Here is a 19,394-nt window from a genome sequence, read left to right on the forward strand (position 1 = left end):
CAGAGGGGGGTATCAGAGGCTCAGTACACTGAGAGCCGATTTCTCGTTATGCGGAACGCATCACATTGATTCCGATATCAAACACGCTCAAGCTTCACATGCGGCAGCGGCGGCAACTCGACGTGAATGGCGTCATCTCGCTGCACCCGACCGCCCCTTGAGACAATACCCATGATCCCCGCCTTGCGGACCAGCCCACCATCGGCACCCTTGTCGAGCACCGCATGCAGCAGTCCCTTCTGAAAATCGTCGATCTGCTTGCAGGGATTGCGCAAGCCCGTCACCTCGACGATCGCTTCCGCGCCGATATGCAGGCGTGTGCCTTGCGGCAGCGAAAGCAGGTCTATCCCGCGGGTGGCAATATTCTCGCCCATGTCGCCCGGCGAAACGGAAAAGCCCTTTTCGGTGAGCTCGTCGAACAGCTCTTCCTGGATCAGGTGTACCTGGCGTAGATTGGGCTGGGTCGGATCGACCGCGACGCGCGAGCGATGCTTCACCGTCACCCCCATATGCGCATCGCCTTCGACGCCAAGCCCTGTCAGCAGTTGAATATGATCCTTGGTCTGCTTGCTGAACTCGTGCACGCCGCTGCTGCTGACCGATGTCACATATATGCGCTTGTCGCCCATGCTGAACCCTTCCATGACAACCTAGATTCAGAGCGTGTCTCGCGGGCCGTTAAGGCAGCCGACCAGCTCTCAGACCTTGAGGACCTTGCCCGGATTCATGATGCCTGCCGGGTCGAAGGCCGTCTTGATGCGTCGCATCAGGTCCATCTCGATATCGGAGCGGATGGAAGCCAACTCGTCGCGCTTCAGCTGGCCGATGCCATGCTCGGCGGAGATCGAGCCGCCATGCTGCAGCACAAGCCCGTGCACGATCTTGTTGATCTCGCGCCAACGACCGATGAACTCGGCCTTGTCGGCGCCGACCGGCTGCGAGATGTTGTAGTGGATATTGCCGTCGCCCATGTGGCCGAAGGCGCAGACGCGGGCGCCAGGCATGGCGGCGACAACGGCCGTTTCGGCTTCCGCCATGAATTGCGGAATCTGCGCCACCGGCACGGAAACGTCGTGCTTGATCGAACCGCCTTCCGGCTTCTGCGCGTCCGACATGCTCTCCCGCATATGCCAGATGGCCTTTTGTTGTGCTTCCGAGCTGGCGATGGTCGCATCCTGGATCAGACCGGCCTCATAGCCCTGTTCGAGCAGCGCCGTCATCATCCGCTCGGCTGTCTCGGCCGAATCGGAGGTGGAGATGTCGATCAGAACATACCAGGGATGCACCGTCTCCAGCGGATCGCGCACGCCCGGAATATGCCGCGTGGTGAATTCGACACCGATGCGCGGCATCAGCTCGAAGCCGGTCAGCGCCGTGCCGCAGAGGCTGGATGCATTCTTGAACAGTGTCAGTGCGTCCTCGACCGATCGCAGGCCGGCAAAGGCGACCTGATGGCCGAGCGGTTGCGGAAAGAGCTTCAGTACAGCGCCGGTGATGACACCGAGCGTGCCTTCTGCGCCGATGAAGAGATCGCGCAGGTCGTAGCCGGTATTGTCCTTCTTCAGGCGGCGCAGGCCGTTCCAGATCTCGCCGGTGGGCAGCACGACTTCAAGGCCGAGGCAGAGCTGGCGCATGTTGCCATAGGCAAGAACGGCCGTGCCGCCGGCGTTGGTGGAAAGATTGCCGGCGATACGGCAAGAGCCTTCCGAGCCGAGCGAAAGCGGGAACATGCGGCCATGCTCGGCTGCCGCCTTGTGGACATCAGCCAGGATGCAGCCGCCGTCAACGATCATCGTATTGCCGACGGGATCGATATCGCGCACGCGGTTCATGCGTTCCAGCGACAGGATGATGTCCGAGCCGCCCTCGCGCGGCGTCTGCCCGCCAACAAGCCCGGTATTGCCCGTCTGGGGCACGATGGCCGTTCCGGTCTCGCTGGCAAGCTTGAGGATGGCCGAAACCTCTTCCAGCGAGCCGGGCTTCAGCAGCATGGGCGAAGCGCCATGATAGAGCCCACGGTTTTCCACCAGATGCGGCGCAATTTCCGTCGGGTCGCGCACGGCATGTTTTTCACCGACGATGCCGGCGAAGCGATCGAGAAGGTCGGAAGAGGTGGCGGAGCTGCTCATGGCGTGTCCTTTGCCGAAAGATCAGGCGATTTATTCTCTGGGAGCCGCTGCGCGGCGCAGCCGATCGTTGATGGCCTCGCCGAGGCCCTCGTCGGGAATATGCGAAAAGGCAATCGTTGTCGCGCCTGTGGCATCGGCGCGCTTCATGAAATCAAAGAGGTTTGCGGCGGCTTCCGAGAGATCGCCGCTCGCGCTCAGATCCAGCACGGCAACGGCGTTCTCGCTGCCGGGAATATCTGGCGCGCCGAAGCGAATCAGCGCCTCGCTTGCGGAAACCTCCGTGGCGTCGAGCCGCACCGCTGCTCCCGGCGCATAATGCGAAGCAAGCATGCCTGGCGCCTCGATGGCAGCGGAAGCCTTTTTCTTGCGCTTCAGTGCCTTGCCGGCCACCCGCTCGATCTCGCTTGCCGCGAGACCGCCCGGTCGCAGCAGGCGCATCTCGCCATCCTCGACCTTGACGATCGTCGACTCCACGCCGACGACCGATGATCCGGCGTCGAGAATAAGAGTAATCCGCTCCCCCAGGTCGTCGTTCACGTGATCAGCATTGGTGGCGCTGATCTTTCCCGAGGTATTGGCGCTCGGTGCGGCAAGCGGCCGGTCAAAGACGCGGATCAGCTCGCCGGCAAAGCCCTGCGGCACGCGGATGCCGACCGTGTCGAGGCCGGCGGTTGCCAGCGGATGGATGCCGCTATCAGGCTTGAGCGGCAGAACCAGCGTCAACGGGCCGGGCCAGAAGGCTTCCGCGAGCTTGCGCGAGATCGGGTCGAAGATGGCATAGCGCTCCGCCATGGCAAGATCGCTCATATGGCAGATCAGCGGATTGAAGCGTGGCCGCCCCTTCGTCTCGTAGATCCGGGTAATGGCTGTGGGATTGGTGGCATCGGCGGCAAGGCCGTAGACCGTCTCTGTCGGCAGCCCGATCGGCAGGCCCTGGGCAAGCGTCGCCGTTGCAACCTCTATAGCGGTTTGCGGATGTTCGAGAATGTTTATGTGTCGTGCCATGGCCTGCCTGCTTGCAGTTCAGGCCGTTCTTATGCTCTTCGAGTTTTTGGATCAATCGTCAAAGCTGGCGAATGATGTCGCGAAGCTGCTCGTTGCGGGCGCCGAGCAGGAGAACGTTGCGGATGGCGATCTGCGGATCGTGGGTGTGGAACAGCACGCCGTTGCCTCTGACATCGCGATTGATCGTCAGCTTCTTGTCTTCCGCTTGCCTGTCCGGACGGATGGCCACGGCGAAATACATCCGCGAATATTTGAGGCTGATGTCCTCGAAGAAGTTCTCTTCCTGGCCGATGCGGGCAAAGAAATTGGCGATGTAGAAAGCCCAGTTCACGTCTTCATAATGCGCGAACTGCGTCCGCGCCGCGGTAACGTGGCAATAGCCGAGATGTGGCGTGTCCTTCAGCGTGTGATGAAAGATGAGCTTCGGGAAGCGGATGGACCTATGGAAATTGTTGAGCCGATCGTGGGTCTTCTCGCCGGCGTCCCTGAGCTTCAGCGCCGTGTGTTCGGCCACCTGTTCGTGGGTGAGATATTCCCGCTCTTCCGCCAGCCAATGCGGCCTGTTGCGGTTGATGCGGCCGGTGCGCAGGAATTCGGTGTACCCCGTCGTCGATACCGGCTGCGCCGGTTCGGGCTCGGCGGGCTTCCCAGCGTCGAAATATCTGAGTTTGGCCATGCCGGATCTCGCTATAAAACTCTTTGGGTGACATGATGGATCACGGAGCTTGAGCCGAGCTTGATCGTGCCGGATTGAAGGCGCCCCGATAGCGGCTCCGTTGGCGCTTTCTGCCGCCCATTATTTGCCTGATTGCCGGCCGTTCGCTGACCTGTCGCAATCAGGATAAAGCGTCATTGGTGGAATGGATATGCGATGCTTTGACCATCTCCGATGCAGACGCCCAAGCAATTGAATTACCTGTCAATATTCTCACGCCATGCAACCGTCCTATCGTCCTGTTTCACCTGTCGTCAAATTCGAAGCCGATGTCGCATTGCAGCGCAGCGGCAGACGCGGCCGAGAGCTATGATGATATCAATCTCAAGGTGCCGTCTGCTAGGGAGACGGAGAATTGGGAAGCCGGTCAAAATCCGGCGCTGCCCCCGCAACGGTGGTGGAGTGAGGCATGGCGGATAAAGCCACTGGGCCGATCGGCCTGGGAAGGTGCCATGGGGTCCTGGCAACAGGGCCGCTCCAGAGCCCGGAAACCAGCCTTGGGCACATATGGTTTACTGACCGCGGCGGGCGGTCGGGGCATTGCTTTCGGCCGTCCCCAACGGCCTTGCATGTCCTCTGCTCGTCTTCCGGTATTGCGCAAGGATAGGCAAATGGATATCGGCAGCAAAGTTCTGCGGCAATTGAAGAACCACCGGACGGGTTTGAGCCTGGAGCAACCCTTCTACACCGATCCGGATTACTTCAAGCTCGACATGGAGACGATCTACTATCGCGACTGGCTGTTCATAGGCCATGATTGCGAAGTGCCGCGTGCGGGCAATTACTTCACCGTCCAGATCGGCGATTATCCCGTCGTCATCGTCCGTGGCCGCGATCAGGTCATCCGCGCCTTCCACAATAGCTGCCGCCACCGCGGCTCGCGCGTCTGCACGACCGAGCGCGGATCGTCGGCAAAGCTCGTCTGCCCCTATCACCAATGGACCTACGAACTTGACGGCTCGCTGCTTTTTGCCCGTCAGATGGCCGAGGATTTCGACAAGAGCCAGCATTCGCTGAAGCCGGTTCACTGCGAAAGTGTCGCTGGCTACATCTTCATCTGCCTCGCGCAGAACGCTCCCGATTTCGCACCCGTTCGCGCCACGATCGAGCCCTACATGGCCCCGCACCGTATCAGCGAAGCCAAGGTCGCCTTCCAGAGCACCATTATCGAAAAGGGCAACTGGAAGCTGGTCTGGGAAAACAACCGCGAATGCTACCATTGCGCGGCCAATCACCCCGAACTCTGCCGCACCTTCCCGGAAGCTCCGACGGTGACCGGCGTGCAGGGCGCGATGAGCGATCCCGTCATCACCGAGCACTGGGCACGCTGCGAAGCCGCCGGCCTGCCGAGCGAATTCAAGATCTCTCCTGACGGACAGTTCCGCACCGCCCGCATGCCGCTGATCGAAGGTGCCGAGAGCTACACCATGTCCGGGCAGAATGCCGTCAGGCGGCCGCTCTCGCCCGACGTGACGATCAACGGCATCGGCACCATGCTGCTCTTCCACTATCCGACGACATGGAACCACATGCTCGGTGACCACGCGATCTCCTTCCGCGTCCTGCCGATCAGCGCCGAGGAAACCGCCGTCACCACGAAGTGGCTCGTTCACAAGGATGCGGTCGAAGGTGTCGACTACAATCTGGAAGAGCTGACCCACGTCTGGACCGAAACCAACGATCAGGATCGCCGCATCGTCGAGGAAAATGCCTTCGGCATCCGCTCGCCGGCCTATGAGCCCGGTCCCTATTCGGAAATCCATGAAGGCGGCGTCATGCAGTTCGTCGAATGGTACACGACTTTCATGATCAACCGGCTGCAAGGCGACCAGGCCAAGCTGTCGGCGGTAGCCTGAGTATGAACATGACCGTCTCCCTTCCGCATCGTCACCTCGACCAGATGCAGCCCTGGAACGACAGGCAGCATCTGCTTGAATGTCTCTCGGTTACGCCCGAAGCGCCCGATGTGATGACCTTCACCTTCGGGTCCGACAAGGACAACTGGTTCCGCTATCTGCCGGGGCAGTTCGTGACGCTGGAGCTGCCGACGGCTCCGGAGCCGGTCATGCGCACCTATACTCTGTCGTCCACGCCGTCGCGGCCCTTCTCGGTCGCCGTGACGGTGAAGGCGCAGAAAGACAGCATCGGCACGCGCTGGATGTTCGAGAACCTGAAGCCGGGCATGCGCATCAAGGCTTTCGGCCCGCTTGGCGATTTCAGCCACATCCGTCATCCGGGCGAGAAATATCTCTTCGTCTCGGCCGGCTCCGGCATCACGCCGATGATGTCGATGACGCGGTATATGTCGGACATAGCACCACTGTCTGACATTACTTTCGTCAATTGCTCGCGCAGCCCGACGGACATCATCTTCCGCTCCGAGCTCGAATATCTCGCCCGCTTCATGCCGAACCTCGATCTCGGCTTCATCGTCGAAGGCTGCGGCCGCACCGATCTCTGGTCGGGGCTGAAGGGCCGCATCGACAAGGCGAAGATCGGCCTGCTGGCGCCCGATTTCATGGATCGCACCATCTTCTGCTGCGGCCCGGAAGTCTTCATGGATGCCGTGCGCTCGATGCTCGAAGCGCATGGCTTCGACATGTCGCGCTACCATCAGGAAAGCTTCCAGCCGGCCAATGCGGCGACACCGCTTGCGGAAGTCTCCGACGATGCTTCCGGCGAGGCGGCGACCACGATCCGCTTCACGATGGCGGGCAAGGATGTGGCCTGTGCTGCGGGCCAGACCGTGCTTCAGGCGGCGCGGGGCGCCGGCGTGCGCATCGGTGCGGCCTGCGAATCCGGCCTCTGCGGCACATGCCGGGTCTTGAAGCTTTCGGGCGAAGTCGAGATGAGCCACAATGGCGGCATCCTCGATGACGAGATCGACGAGGGTTACATCCTCGCCTGCTGCTCGCGCCCGAAGACGGATGTGCAGATCGAGGCCTAGAGCCGGATGATTTTAGGTCTATTCGACCTAAAATCTGAATCCGCTCCAGCATCAAAGAAGTAGAGCGTGATGTCGTCCGAAAACCGCCCACACTTTTTGGCATCACGCTCTAGAAATCCTGGTAATTCAGCTCATTGATCTCGACCGGCTTGGTTTGCGGGGTCGAGGCCGTGACGACGGGGTCGACCTCGAGCATGAGGGAAACGAGCATCTGCCGCGGCCCGCTGCACATCTGTGCGAGCGCGATCGTCAGGTCCGGCGCGGGCAGCGGTTTCGCCGGCAGGAGATCGCCCTGCGGCCAGATCCCAGCGAGCTGAACCTTCGTCATCGGCACGACGTTGACATCGATATCGGTAAGCGTGCCCGGGACCCGATAGGGGCAGCTTTTCTCCGAACAATTGTCCGACGAAGCAAACTGCCAGATGGCATAATTGTCCCAGTTGCCGAGTGGGAAAGTGCCTTTGACATCAGGCTTGTAGCGCGCATACCACAAGGGCAGCCGCGACAGCAGCGGATAGATGCCCCGGTGATCGGCGATATAACGCGCCGTGTTGTGATTGACGTAGAGAATGGGATAACGCCCGGTTCTGACCTTGATGTGGGCGACATAGATCTGCGCATCGTCGAGCGACATGAATTGCGTCGCATCCATGCCGTCAATATCGAGCACCATCAGCTCATCGGGTTGCGGATCGGCATAATCGAGAAAATGATTGGCCTGGTCGGTCGGATTGCCGGGCCGTCCCAGATGATAGGCGCCCCATAACAGGCCATTCGTCTTCGCCAGCATGCGGCGTGTTTGAAACAGCTCGCGGCTGACGGCGTATTTGCGCCACATCGTCCTGCAATGGGCCACCGTATCGCCGCCATGGTCGCCGGTGCAACTGAAGCTTTCAGGAAGTCCGTCGGACGCCTTTGAGATGAAGCCGGCAATCCGCTTGTCCTGAAGGAATGCAGTCCAGTCGATGGTGTTCAGCTCGTAAGCATCGACAATCAGGGCGTTTTTCGGGTCGCCCCAGGGCTGGCTTTCACCGGCCGAAGCCTTGGAGACCGGCCCCATCAGGGCCAGGATCGTCAGCAAGCTGTAAATGAGGAGGTTACTCTTTCGGTATCCTTTCATGAAATAATAGTAAGGATTGCTGGTTAATCTCGGGTTAAGAAAGCAATCACTATAAATTCATCGTGGAGCCCCTCGTAACTCCTTAAATCGGTAGGGATTTGAGGAACTAAATAACGCGCTGCCGCGTTTCTTGTCGTCTATTCGGATATACGACGAAAGGCAGCGAAACCTTGCTCGGGAAGCATTCCCGACATGAAACGCCTACAGGCTTGAGCAGCAAGCCGAACCAGGGAATGGAGATGAAAATGCTTGGTTTCCGTGCAAAAATCGCGACTGCCGCCTTGACTGCTGCCGTCGCCCTGACGAGCTTCACACCGTCTTTCGCCATGCAGATGCCCGCCGCACCGGTCGTAAAACAGTCCGCGCCCACCCAGGCCGCGCCTGATAATGTCGAACAGGTACAGTGGCGTCACGGTGGTTACTATCGCCGCGGCTGGTATGGCGGCTACCGCGGTTATCGCGGCGGCTATCGTCATGGCTATCGCTATCATGACGGCTATTGGTTCCCGCTGGCTGCCTTCGGCGCCGGCGCATTGATTGGCGGCGCAATCGCCAGCCAGCCGCGCTATTACGAGCCGGCTCCGGCCCCGAGCGCGGGCATCAATCCGCGTCATGTCGAATGGTGCGAGGGACGCTATCGTTCCTACCGCGCTTACGACAATACGTTCCAGCCGAACTCCGGCCCGCGCCGTCAGTGCTACTCGCCGTATTTCTAAAGCGGTTCAGTTTTTCACGGAATCTCTGAACCGCTCCAGCTCTTTTCACGCAATTCCGGACGGAAAACAGCTGCGCACTTTTCCTGGAATTGCTCTAAGCGGCGCTTTCAGAATTGCCAATGCCAGCCGTCCGGTTTCCCGCCGGGCGGCTTTTTGCATGGTTCGACGTCAGAGAATATTGACCCGTTTGAGCAGCCACCATGCCAGCAGCATGGAGGCGATGATGAACCCAACCGCATATCCAGTACCGCTTGCGCCGCCCGCCAACGGTAACCCCGATGTGTTCATGCCGAAGAAGCCGGTCACCAGCGTCGGCGGCAGCAGAAATGCGGTCATGATCGACAGGATATAGAGATGCCGGTTGATCTCGGAGGCGAGCTTGGAATCGATTTCTTCGTGCAACAGCCTCGCCCGTTCCTGCAGCGCATAGACGTCGTGTTCGACCGCTTCGAGGCGCCCCGTCAGCCGGCCCGCGACATCCTCGAAGCCGAGCGGCATTTCCTCATCGTCCGAGGCGGCGGCATGGCGCATCAGCGAGAGAACGGTGCGCAGATGGCGATGCAGGCGCACGATCGTCCTGCGGATGGGCGGAAGCTTGGCGCGCTCGTCGCGCGACGTATTGCCGTGGACGAAGTCCTCTATGGCATTCAACTCTTCGCTGATCTCGATGACGACGGAGATCAGGGTTCGTTGGAACTCGACGACGATCAGCTCGAAAATATCCACGGGATTGGAAAATCGTGCGGCGTTCTTTTCGATCAGCACCCGGGTTCGGTCCAGGCTGCGAAGCGGCTGCAGCCGGGTGGTTATCAGCACGCGATCGGTCAGCGCGAAATGCAGCCAGCCGATATCGTGGGTGTTGTGGGCAAAGTCGCGCTGGAAATCGACCAACGTGCCGAAAAGCATCTGCTCGTCGACCGTAATCGTGGCATGTGTTTCATGCGTGGTCAGCGCTATGCGGGCGGCTTCGTTCAGTCCGGGCGCATCCTCTAGGAAAGCCGGCACCCGAGCATCCACGAGATTGAGATGCAGCCAGAGAAAGCCGTCGTCGCCGAACAGCCTCGAGCGATCGGTATCGTCGGGCAGGCGCTCCGGCTTGGTTTCATCGGGGCGGAGACGGTATGCCCAGATAAAGCCTGGTATGGTATTGGCTGACGTGAGCGTATTCATGGGGGCATCGTTCGCTTTGTCTGAACAGTCGCCTTAGTCTTCATTCATGACGGTTTTTTATTCAAGTCCGCGCTTTGGCGGAATAATCGCGGATATGGGCGGCGATGTCACAGCCGCTCGACGCGCGTAAGACGCATGTCACGTTCGGGTTCGCGAGGCGGTGGAAATCGATACCTCCTGCCATTTGAAAAAATTGACGTTTACGTAAAAATCAACTAGCTATAGCCACAAATGGTCGATGGTCCGGGTGAGGCGGGTCATTGCCAGTACCGATCCGGAGGAAACCATCATGTACAAGGCGCCTGTCGAAGAAATTGCGTTCACGCTGAAACATGTCGCCGGCATGGAACGTGCCATGGAAGAGGGCATTCTCGGCGATCTCGGCACCGATCTTGTCGACGCTATCCTGTCGGAAGCCGGGCGTTTCGCCGGCGAGGCGGTGGAGCCGCTCGCCGAGAACGGTGACAAGCAAGGCGCAAGGCTGGTGGATGGCAAGGTGGTCCTTCCCGATGGCTGGGAGAAGCTCTATCGCGACTGGATCGCCGGCGGCTGGAATGGCCTGACCGCGCCGGAGGAGTTCGGCGGGCAGGACTTGCCGCACATGCTGAATATCGCCACGCTGGAAATGTGGAATTCCGCCTCGATGGCCTTCGGCCTGGCGCCGACGCTGACCATGGGGGCGGTCGAAGCGTTACGGGCTCACGGCAGCGAAGACCTCAGGAAGACATATCTGGCAAAGCTCGTCTCCGGCGAATGGACGGGGACCATGAATCTGACGGAGCCGCATGCGGGTTCCGATGTCGGCGCTCTGCGCTCCCGCGCCGAACGCCGCGATGACGGCACCTATCGCATCTTCGGTCAGAAGATTTTCATCACCTGGGGCGATCACGAAGCGACCGAGAACATCATCCATCTCGTTCTTGCCCGCCTTCCGGATGCGCCTGCCGGCACGCGCGGCATTTCCCTGTTTCTCGTGCCGAAATTCCTTGTGAATGAGGATGGCTCGCTCGGTGCCCGCAACGATCTTTTCGTGCATTCGCTGGAACATAAGCTCGGCATCCATGGCTCACCGACCTGCACGATGATTTACGGCGACGGCAAATATGGTGCGGAAAAGGGCGCCGTCGGCTGGCTGGTGGGTGAGGAAAACAAAGGCCTCGCCTGCATGTTCACGATGATGAACAATGCCAGATTGGCTGTCGGCATCCAGGGTGTCGCGATTGCTGAAGCCGCGACCCAGAAGGCCATCGCCTATGCCCGGGAGCGCACCCAGGGCCGCGCGCCGGGTACGACATCCTCGGGCATGAGCCCGATCATCGAGCATCCCGATGTCGCGCGCATGCTGCTGACGATGAAAACCTTGACTCAAGGCGCGCGCGCGATCTGCTACGCCTGTGCGCAGGCGATCGACATGTCGCATCGCGATCCCGAGAGAGCAAGATATTGGCAGGAGCGGGCCGCCTTGCTGACGCCGATTGCCAAGTCCTTCTCCACCGACGCCGGCGTCGATGTCGCTTCGCTTGGCATCCAGGTCCACGGCGGCATGGGCTTTATCGAGGAGACAGGCGCCGCGCGCCTGCTGCGGGATGCCCGCATCGCACCGATTTACGAGGGCACCAACGGCATCCAGGCCATCGACCTGGTGACGCGAAAGCTGACGATCGCCAACGGCGACCACATGCGCGGCTTCATTGGTGAACTGCGGGAGATCGCCGATTCCGTCGCCAAGTCCAATCTGGATGGTTTCGGTGAAACGGCGCCGCGGTTGCAGGCGGCCATTGCCGATCTGGAAAAGACGAGCGAATGGCTCCTGTCGAAACAGGCAGAGGGCGCCGTTGCCGAAGCACTGGCGGGTGCCACGCCTTACCAGCGGCTTTTCGGCCTCGTGCTGACAGGCTCTTATCTGGCCAAGGGTGGCCTTGCCGATGCCGGTGACGGCGAGGGGGCCAGGCGCATCGCACTCTGCCGCTTCGTTGCCGAAAACCTCCTAGCCGAAACCGCCGCTCTCTCCGATCGGGTCATCGCCGGCGCATCGAGCCTCGAAGCCGCCCGCGCTGCATTAGAGTCGGATGATTTTAGGTCTATTCGACCTAAAATCTGAATCCGCTCTAGAATCAAAGAAGTAGAGCAGGATGTCGTCCGAAAACCGCTCACACTTTTCGGCATCATGCTCTAGCCTAAGGGAAAGCCATGACCGACCATATCCTTATCGAACGCCCCGAGTCCGCGCCGCATATCCAGATCATCCGGTTCAACCGGCCGGAAAAGAAGAACGCCATCACCCGCGCCATGTATCAGACGATGACCGACGCGCTGAAGGCGGCGGAGGCCGCGCCGGATATCCGCGTCCATGCCTTCCTGGGTACGGAAGGCTGCTTCTCTGCCGGCAATGATCTCGCCGATTTCCTCGCTTTCGCCATGAGCGGCAATATGGGGCGCGAAGTCATTGATTTTCTCGTCGCGCTGGCGAGCACGCGGAAGCCCGTCGTCTCTGGCGTCGATGGCCTGGCGATCGGCATCGGCACCACGATCCATCTGCATTGCGATCTGACTGTTGCCTCCGACCGCAGCCTGTTCAAGACACCCTTCGTCGATCTTGCGCTGGTTCCCGAAGCGGCCTCGAGCCTGCTTGCACCACGCGCCATGGGCCATCAACGCGCCTTCGCGCTGCTTGCGCTTGGCGAAAGCCTTTCCGCTGCTGACGCCAAGGAAGCCGGCCTGATCTGGAAGGTGACGTCACCGGAAGGGGTCGAGGCCGAAACGCTGTCTCTGGCAGCAAAACTCGCCGCCAAGCCGCCTGAGGCCCTTCGGATCGCACGTGATCTCATGCGGGGTCCTCCGGATGCCGTCCTCGACCGCATCCAGAAAGAGGCCGAGCATTTCGCCGCCCAACTGAGAAGCGCCGAAGCCCGCGCGGCTTTCGAGGCCTTCATGAAGCGGTGAAGGCTTATTTCTCCAGCGCCGCAACCACCTCGACATGCGAGGTCCATAGGAACTGGTCGATCGGCGTTACCCGGGTAATGCGGTAGCCGCCCTCGACGAGGATAGCGAGGTCACGGGCGAGGGTCAGCGGGTTGCAGGAGACCGCGACGATCTTCTTGACCTGCGATCGAGCCAGTTCCTTGCTCTGGAATTCCGCGCCGGCGCGCGGCGGGTCGAACACGACGGCGTCGTAGACCTTCAATTCCTGCGTCATCAGCGGTCGGCGAAAGAGATCGCGGCGCTCGACGCTGGCGGGCTTTAGTCCCTGCGTGTTGCGGGCGGCGTGATCCAATGCCGCGAGCGGCTTGTCTTCGCTTTCCACCGCATGCACGCGGCCGATCCGCGCCAGGCGAAGCGAGAAGGTGCCGCTGCCGGCGAAAAGATCGGCAATGCGCTTTGCCTTGCCGACATGGGTTGCAACCAGCTCCGCCATGGCATCCTCGGCCTGCTTGGTCGCCTGCGTGAAGGCACCGGGCGGCGGCGCGACCTGTACGCCGCCGAAATCGATCATCGGCTTTACCGGTTCGACCAGGATCTCGCCGTTCAGCGAGACGCGGGCGATGCCGCGGAGCGACAGCACCGTTTCGATGGTGCTGCGGCGCTGCTTGTCCGAAAGCGACTTGATGCCGTCGACGGCAAGATCGAGGCCGGTCTGCGTCTCCAACACGGAAATGCGGAAGGCTTCGGCATTGACAGCCATTGCAGCGGCGATCGTCTTGATGGCAGGTAAGCGGGCCATGATGCCGGCTGAGGCGATGGGACATTCCGCGATGGCGACGATGTGATGGCTTTCGGCCTGATTGAAGCCGATCAGCATATCCTTTTCAATCTTGCGCGCGGCGAAGACGACCCTGCGCCGCTCGCCCGGATGCGCGGCGACGATATCGTCCACTTCGGGCGTCAGGCCCTTGGAGCGCAACGCATCGACGACCAGCTGGCGCTTGAAGGCGCGGTACGGCGCATCGGCATAATGCTGCAGGCTGCAGCCGCCGCAGGTGCCGTTGACGCCATGTGGGCCGAAGTGCCGACAATGTGGCTCCTGGCGATCCGGCGAGGCGGACGCGACCGACATCAGCGTGCCCTGGCTCTTCACCCGCGCGATGGCGACGCTTTCGCCCGGCAGCGCGAAGGGTACATAGATCGGGCCATCGGCGCCCTGCGCGATGCCGTCGCCCTGGGCGCCGAGCTTCTGGATGGTGACGGTTTCAGTGCTCATGGCTTGATCCCTGCGAGAAGAAATTCCTGGTTGCCGTCGCCGCCTGTAATCGGCGAGGCGATGAGGCCGAGGCTTTGCCAGCCCATGTCTTCCGTGAACCAGCGCTCGAGCTCGGCCGCCACCGCCGGAGCGGAGGAGGGGTCCTTCAAAAGCCCGGCCTTGCCGATCGCATCGCGGCCCGCCTCGAATTGCGGTTTCACCAGCAGTGCCGCCCGCGCGCCGGGTTCGGCAATCGCAAGCGCCGGCGCGAGAGCCAGCTTGAGCGAAATGAACGAGACATCGGAAACGATGAAGGAGAAGGGCTCGCCTATGTCCTCGGCGGTCAGATTGCGCGCATTCAGCCCTTCGATATTGGTCACGCGCGGATCGGCTTCTACGCGCGGATGCATCTGGTCGTGACCGACGTCGATCGCCGTGACATGGGCAGCGCCTCGCTCAAGCAGCACCTCGGTGAAACCGCCGGTCGATGCGCCGACATCGAGACAATGCTGTCCGCGCGGATCGAGGTCGAAATGATCAAGCGCCGCCACCAGCTTCAGCGCCGCGCGGGAAACATAATCCTGCGCTGGATCGTCGATGCTGATCTGTGCGTCTTCGGTGAAGAGTGCCCCGGGCTTCGTCACGATCTTGCCGTTCACGGTGACCGTGCCGCGCTGGATCGCATCGCGAGCGCGCGAGCGGCTGGCGAAGAGTGAAAGGGTGACGAGAAGCTGGTCGAGGCGTTGTGGTTCTGACATGGGCTGTCCATGCCGGGCAATCGGCTGTGTTGCAAGCCTTTTATGCTGATATCGGCGTTGACGCAGGATTGCGACACGCGATAATCGCCGAGATCAACGGTGAGGGGCACCATGCGAAAGATCTGTGGCTATGCAGCGCTGATGGCGATGATCGCCGTTCCGGCTATGGCAAATGATACGATGGCCGAGCTGAAGACGGGTGGTCTTACCTATGTCCGCACCGGCGATATCAGCATGGATCAGGAAAAACTGTTCATTTCGCAGACCGAAGTGCGCGTCGATTACGTGTTCGAAAACACCTCCGACAAGGATGTCGAAAGCGTCGTCGCCTTCCCGATGCCCGATATCAAGGGTGACATAGACAGCATGGTCGATACGGGAAATGTTGATTCCGACAATTTCCTCGGCTTCACTGTGACCCAGGATGGTAAGGCCATTACGCCGACCCTGCAGCAGCGCGTATCGGTGGCCGGCGTCGACATGACGGATGAATTGAAGGCTCATGGTGTGCCGCTGCTGCCGCTTAGCAAGGCGGCGATGGATGCCGTCGCCAAGCTGCCCGTCGATCTACTCGAGGACTGGACTGCCCGCGGTTTGATCGCCGACGACGAATACGACAATGACGGCCAGGGCATGAAGCATCATCCGACGCCGATGTGGACGCTGCATACCACCTATTGGTGGCGTACGAAATTTCCGGCCAAGGCGAAGATTGCGGTCGAGCATCGCTACAAGCCAAGTGTCGGCGGCACGGTCGCCATCACCTTCGCCGGCGACGAAGATTACCAGAAGCAGCAGCTCCAGGCCTATCGTGGCAAATATTGTCTCGACGAGACTTTTCTGAGGACGGCGGTGAAACTTGCCGCGGTGGCCGACAAGGGTGGCCGCGGCTATACGGAGAGCTGGATCTCCTATGTGCTGACGACCGGAGCCAACTGGTCCGGCCCGATCAAGCATTTCGAGTTGACGGTCGATAAGGGCAGTCCTGAAAACTACATCAGCTTTTGCGGTACGAATGTAAAGAAGATCGGCGCGACGACATTCCAGATGACGGCGCAGGATTTTTATCCGGAGCACGACCTGGATATCTTGATTCTGGCTGCGGCCGCCGTGAACTAGCGGCGCACTAACTGTCTCTCAAATTAAATAAATTTAAAGCCGAAGCCTCTATTGATGCCCGTGATTGCGGCGATCCGTTTCAAAGATCGCCGCCTGCCATGAAGGCTTCGCGCGTCAGCGTCCCAATCATGCCCCCTCCCTGAATTCTTCGAGCATGGCCGCGCCTCTTCCTCGCGCGGTCCTTAAACATGCTCGCCAGGACCCGCGCTCCGGAGGCGCCCGCTTATGTCCGCGAAAAAGCTCTCTTTGAATGGCAAGCTTGCCATCACATTTACGGCCCTGATTGCCATTTTCGCCTGCGTTTCCGCATTCGTCTATTCCAAGCAAGAGGTTTCCGCCGGTGCTGCCGTCGAGCAGGAAAGGTCGCAGCAGCTCGTCAGCCTGATCGATGATTCGCTACAGGCCATGCTGGAACAGGCCGTCAATCTGCGGGGCTTTCTGCTTCTGCGCAGCAACAGCACCTATGACGATATCTTCAACAATCGCGAGCGGATGCTGAAGAGCATCGCTGCGGCAAAACAGGCGGCTGCCGATTCGCCGGATCTGCTGCAGGCGATCGACAACATGCAGAAGGCGGCCGATCTCTATTTCCACCAGCTCGCGGAGCCGCAGGCCAAGGCGCGCAAGGAAACCGAGATGCCGCTCGACCAGATCGTCAAGATCGGTCAGAACGAAACCAAGGGCCAGCTTGACGGCTTTCGCGATGCCGCCGCCAAGATCAAGCAGGCTGCCCGCGCTAAGGCAAGCAGTCTCGCAGCCATGCAGGACGATGCCAACGGCGATCTGCGCTTGACCCTCATCATCGGCGGCGTCTTCGCCTCGCTTGCCGCCGCTGTACTTGCCTGGCTGCTTGCGCGCATCATTGTCCGTCCAATCGTCGGCATGACGGCGGCCATGGGCCGTCTGGCAAACGGCGAGCATGACGTCGAAGTCCCGGCTGTTGGCCGCGGCGATGAAATCGGCCGCATGGCGGATGCCGTCCTCGTCTTCAAGCAGGCCGGCATCGAGAAGCTGCGTCTTGCCGGCGAGACCGAGCGTATGCGTGGCGACGCCGAACGTCAGCGCCTGATGAATGACGAGCAGAAGGCACGTGAAGAGGGCGAAATCCGTTTCGCCATGGAAGCGCTCGCCAGCGGCCTCTCGGCCCTATCGGCGGGCAATGTCGCAACTCGTCTCAATGACGGCTTCGCGCCGCAGTTCGACAGCGTCCGCGCCGATTTCAACAATGCGGTCGAAAAGCTCGAAGCGGCCTTGCGGTCCGTTGGCCAAAATGCCTCCGCCATCAATGCGGGTGCTGACGAAATCCGTTCGGCTGCCGACGATCTGGCACACCGTACCGAACAGCAGGCCGCCGCCGTCGAAGAGACTGCCGCAGCCCTGGAAGAGGTCACGATCACGGTTCGCGACTCCGCCAAGCGCGCCGAGGATGTCGGCCATCTCGTCGAACGCGCCCGCCTTGGCGCGGAACGGTCGGGCGAAGTGGTTCGCAAAGCCGTTTCGGCCATGCAGCAGATCGAAAAATCCTCGGTCGAGATCAGCAACATCATCAGCGTCATCGACGACATCGCGTTCCAGACCAATCTTCTGGCGCTGAATGCCGGCGTCGAGGCCGCCCGTGCCGGAGATGCAGGCAAGGGCTTTGCGGTCGTTGCCCAGGAAGTGCGCGAGCTTGCGCAGCGCTCGGCCAATGCCGCCAAGGAAATCAAGTCGCTGATCACGACCTCGAGCGATCAGGTCAATACCGGTGTGTCGCTGGTCGGCGAGACCGGCAAGGCGCTGGAGCTGATCGTATCCGAGGTGCAGGAGATCAACCGCCACGTCGGCGCAATCGTGACTGCGACCCGCGAACAGTCGACTGGCTTGCAGGAGATCAACACCGCCGTCAACAACATGGATCAAGGCACGCAGAAGAATGCCGCCATGGTTGAGGAGCAGACGGCGGCCAGCCATGCGCTCGCCCGCGAAGCTGCAGCACTCAACGAGCTGCTCCAGCAGTTCCGTCTCGGCAATACCGCCAAGGCTGCACCCGCCAGGCCCATTGCTGCGACGGCGCGTTCTAAACCCGCAGCCTCTCCGGCTCGCGCCCTCGGCCGCACCATTGCCCAGGCTTTCGCCGGAAAGACAAGTGCTAACGCTGCCGCCGCACGGGATGATTGGGAGGAATTCTGATCGCTCCACGGCGGCTTCGTGGCGCCCCGCGAGGCCTTCACGGCGAATTACCTTCATAGACCTATCGTCGGCGGCCCGTCCTTTTGCGGCGGGCCGCTTCTTTTTTCACAGCTTTCAGAAGAGTATCATTTTCAGCGACCTGTCCGACTTTGGGGCAGCGCGCTATCGCTGGAGCGCTCTTTTCTTGAGGAAAAGGCTCCTGGCTATCGTCTGCTCCTCGGCGGACCATCCTTTGGTCAAGATTTATTAAATATTTGATCGGCGGCAGGGTTGCCGTGGGCGGCGAACCTCCCTTTTTATAGAACGCATGGTGATGCTGAGGGAGATCTGAATGGGGCAGCTCGTCCGAGTTCCGGCCAATGAGACACAGAGACTTTTGGCCGTGCGCTCCCTGAATGGAGTTCATAGCAGTCCGACGCCGGAGCTTGCGACCCTCGCCGAATTGGCAAGAGGCGTGTTCGAGACGCCCTATGCGGCAATCAACATTATCGACGAGGACTGGCAACGCATAGCAGGCCAGGCGGGGCTGAAGATCGCCGAATGTTCGCGCGATATGTCGATCTGCACGCGGGTGGTTTTCGATGACGAACTGCTGGTCCTTCCGGATCTTATGGAAGAACCGGAGCTGAAGGCTGCCCCCTTTGTTCTCGATGATCCCTATTTCCGCTTTTATGCAGGCGCTCCGGTGCGACTGGAGAACGGTTTGCCGGTAGGAGCCTTCTGCATCCTCGATCAGAGGCCGAGGCAGTTTTCCTCGAGTGAGGAGCAAAGTCTGAGGCGCTTTGCCCAGATCGCAAGCGCGCTGCTGCGTCTGCAGAAAACGAACTTGCTGATGGGAATAGCCGAGAATGATCTGCGCGCAGCGGCCATGACCGATCCGCTGACCCGTTTCTTCAATCGGTCGGCGCTGGAATCTATCGTTGACGGCGCATTGAGCACTGCCATCACGAAAGGCGGCAATTTCGGCGTCCTCTCTCTCGACATGGACGGCTTCAAATCGATCAACGATCGCTTCGGTCATAATGTCGGCGACGAAGTTCTGTGCGAGGCATCGGTGCGTATCCGTTCGGTCCTGCGCGCGGACGACATCGTCGTGCGCATGGGCGGCGACGAGTTTGCGATATTCGTCCCGGATTCGCCAGACAAGCATGCGCTCGTATCCCTGTCAGAACGGCTGCTTGCCGCTTTCAGAACGCCCTTCGCAATCGATGGAGTATCCGTTCTTGCGAGGCTCAGCATCGGCGCAGCCCTCGCGCCGCATGATGGCGCAACGCGCATGACGCTGCTGAAGAATGTTGATTCTGCCCTCTATCGGGCGAAGGCAGAAGGTCGAGACCGCGTAGCGGTCTTCAATGCACTCGATGCCTGA

General features: G+C 60.6%; 16 protein-coding genes and 1 riboswitch. Of the genes, 8 read left to right on the plus strand and 8 right to left on the minus strand.

All coding sequences use genetic code 11. From position 1 onward, the window contains the following. Nucleotides 1-77: 77 nt before the first annotated feature. The 4 genes from RTCIAT899_RS04300 to RTCIAT899_RS04315 all read right to left on the minus strand — a co-directional run bounded on the left by RTCIAT899_RS04300 (nucleotide 78) and on the right by RTCIAT899_RS04315 (nucleotide 3,810). On the minus strand, nucleotides 78-629 hold the full coding sequence (locus tag RTCIAT899_RS04300; RefSeq protein WP_015339006.1) for an MOSC domain-containing protein: 552 nt from the start codon (nucleotides 627-629) through the stop codon (nucleotides 78-80). 69 nt (nucleotides 630-698) lie between these two features. Continuing rightward, nucleotides 699-2,129 (minus strand): FAD-binding oxidoreductase, encoded by a 1,431-nt coding sequence (locus RTCIAT899_RS04305; protein WP_015339007.1) that lies wholly within the window; start codon nucleotides 2,127-2,129, stop codon nucleotides 699-701. 30 nt (nucleotides 2,130-2,159) lie between these two features. Further along, complete coding sequence (locus RTCIAT899_RS04310; protein WP_015339008.1) at nucleotides 2,160-3,134, minus strand: L-threonylcarbamoyladenylate synthase; 975 nt, start codon at nucleotides 3,132-3,134, stop codon at nucleotides 2,160-2,162. A 58-nt stretch (nucleotides 3,135-3,192) separates the two neighbouring features. Beyond that, nucleotides 3,193-3,810 (minus strand): DUF6656 family protein, encoded by a 618-nt coding sequence (locus tag RTCIAT899_RS04315; RefSeq protein WP_015339009.1) that lies wholly within the window; start codon nucleotides 3,808-3,810, stop codon nucleotides 3,193-3,195. Nucleotides 3,811-4,159: 349 nt separating this feature from the next. Next, nucleotides 4,160-4,363, plus strand: a riboswitch (cobalamin riboswitch). 97 nt (nucleotides 4,364-4,460) lie between these two features. Here RTCIAT899_RS04315 and RTCIAT899_RS04320 point away from each other — a divergent pair. Both RTCIAT899_RS04320 and RTCIAT899_RS04325 read left to right on the plus strand, forming a co-directional pair. Beyond that, entirely contained in the window at nucleotides 4,461-5,705 is a 1,245-nt protein-coding gene (locus tag RTCIAT899_RS04320) for an aromatic ring-hydroxylating oxygenase subunit alpha (RefSeq protein WP_015339010.1), read from the plus strand. A gap of 2 nt (nucleotides 5,706-5,707) precedes the next feature. Further along, complete coding sequence (locus RTCIAT899_RS04325) at nucleotides 5,708-6,796, plus strand: FAD-binding oxidoreductase (protein WP_015339011.1); 1,089 nt, start codon at nucleotides 5,708-5,710, stop codon at nucleotides 6,794-6,796. A gap of 109 nt (nucleotides 6,797-6,905) precedes the next feature. On the opposite strand, the gene RTCIAT899_RS04330 is transcribed toward RTCIAT899_RS04325, so the two are convergent. Beyond that, nucleotides 6,906-7,916 carry a glycoside hydrolase family 25 protein gene (locus tag RTCIAT899_RS04330; protein WP_041677251.1) on the minus strand — a complete coding sequence of 337 codons (1,011 nt, stop codon included), beginning with the start codon at nucleotides 7,914-7,916 and terminating at the stop codon, nucleotides 6,906-6,908. Nucleotides 7,917-8,161: 245 nt separating this feature from the next. On the opposite strand from RTCIAT899_RS04330, the gene RTCIAT899_RS04335 reads away from it, so the two are divergent. Beyond that, nucleotides 8,162-8,632, plus strand: coding sequence for a BA14K family protein (locus RTCIAT899_RS04335; protein ID WP_015339013.1), 471 nt, complete (start codon nucleotides 8,162-8,164; stop codon nucleotides 8,630-8,632). Nucleotides 8,633-8,800: 168 nt separating this feature from the next. Here the strand turns inward: RTCIAT899_RS04335 and RTCIAT899_RS04340 are convergent, their stop codons facing one another. Beyond that, the gene (locus RTCIAT899_RS04340) at nucleotides 8,801-9,802 is read right to left on the minus strand and encodes a transporter (RefSeq protein WP_015339014.1); all 1,002 of its coding nucleotides are present in this window, start codon (nucleotides 9,800-9,802) and stop codon (nucleotides 8,801-8,803) included. Between the two features lie 289 nt (nucleotides 9,803-10,091). Here RTCIAT899_RS04340 and RTCIAT899_RS04345 point away from each other — a divergent pair, with 289 nt between their 5' ends. After that, nucleotides 10,092-11,903 carry an acyl-CoA dehydrogenase family protein gene (locus RTCIAT899_RS04345; protein WP_015339015.1) on the plus strand — a complete coding sequence of 604 codons (1,812 nt, stop codon included), beginning with the start codon at nucleotides 10,092-10,094 and terminating at the stop codon, nucleotides 11,901-11,903. An 89-nt stretch (nucleotides 11,904-11,992) separates the two neighbouring features. Then, nucleotides 11,993-12,745: a crotonase/enoyl-CoA hydratase family protein gene (locus tag RTCIAT899_RS04350; RefSeq protein ID WP_015339016.1), complete on the plus strand. Its 753-nt coding sequence runs from the start codon at nucleotides 11,993-11,995 to the stop codon at nucleotides 12,743-12,745. A gap of 4 nt (nucleotides 12,746-12,749) precedes the next feature. Here the strand turns inward: RTCIAT899_RS04350 and RTCIAT899_RS04355 are convergent, their stop codons facing one another. Further along, nucleotides 12,750-14,000 (minus strand): class I SAM-dependent RNA methyltransferase, encoded by a 1,251-nt coding sequence (locus RTCIAT899_RS04355; protein ID WP_015339017.1) that lies wholly within the window; start codon nucleotides 13,998-14,000, stop codon nucleotides 12,750-12,752. Then, complete coding sequence (locus RTCIAT899_RS04360) at nucleotides 13,997-14,737, minus strand: TlyA family RNA methyltransferase (protein ID WP_015339018.1); 741 nt, start codon at nucleotides 14,735-14,737, stop codon at nucleotides 13,997-13,999. The genes RTCIAT899_RS04355 and RTCIAT899_RS04360 overlap by 4 nt, the downstream gene beginning before the upstream one ends. A 111-nt stretch (nucleotides 14,738-14,848) precedes the next feature. Here RTCIAT899_RS04360 and RTCIAT899_RS04365 point away from each other — a divergent pair, with 111 nt between their 5' ends. The 3 genes from RTCIAT899_RS04365 (at nucleotide 14,849) to RTCIAT899_RS04380 (ending at nucleotide 19,394) form a co-directional block, all read left to right on the plus strand. Then, a complete protein-coding gene (locus RTCIAT899_RS04365) occupies nucleotides 14,849-15,856 on the plus strand; it encodes a DUF4424 domain-containing protein (RefSeq protein ID WP_015339019.1) in 1,008 nt (335 codons plus the stop codon). 225 nt (nucleotides 15,857-16,081) lie between these two features. Then, on the plus strand, nucleotides 16,082-18,025 hold the full coding sequence (locus tag RTCIAT899_RS04370) for a methyl-accepting chemotaxis protein (protein WP_015339020.1): 1,944 nt from the start codon (nucleotides 16,082-16,084) through the stop codon (nucleotides 18,023-18,025). Nucleotides 18,026-18,356: 331 nt separating this feature from the next. After that, the gene (locus RTCIAT899_RS04380; RefSeq protein WP_015339022.1) at nucleotides 18,357-19,394 is read left to right on the plus strand and encodes a sensor domain-containing diguanylate cyclase; all 1,038 of its coding nucleotides are present in this window, start codon (nucleotides 18,357-18,359) and stop codon (nucleotides 19,392-19,394) included.

Origin of the sequence: Rhizobium tropici CIAT 899 (assembly GCF_000330885.1) — a bacterium.
GTDB classification, from domain to species: domain Bacteria; phylum Pseudomonadota; class Alphaproteobacteria; order Rhizobiales; family Rhizobiaceae; genus Rhizobium; species Rhizobium tropici.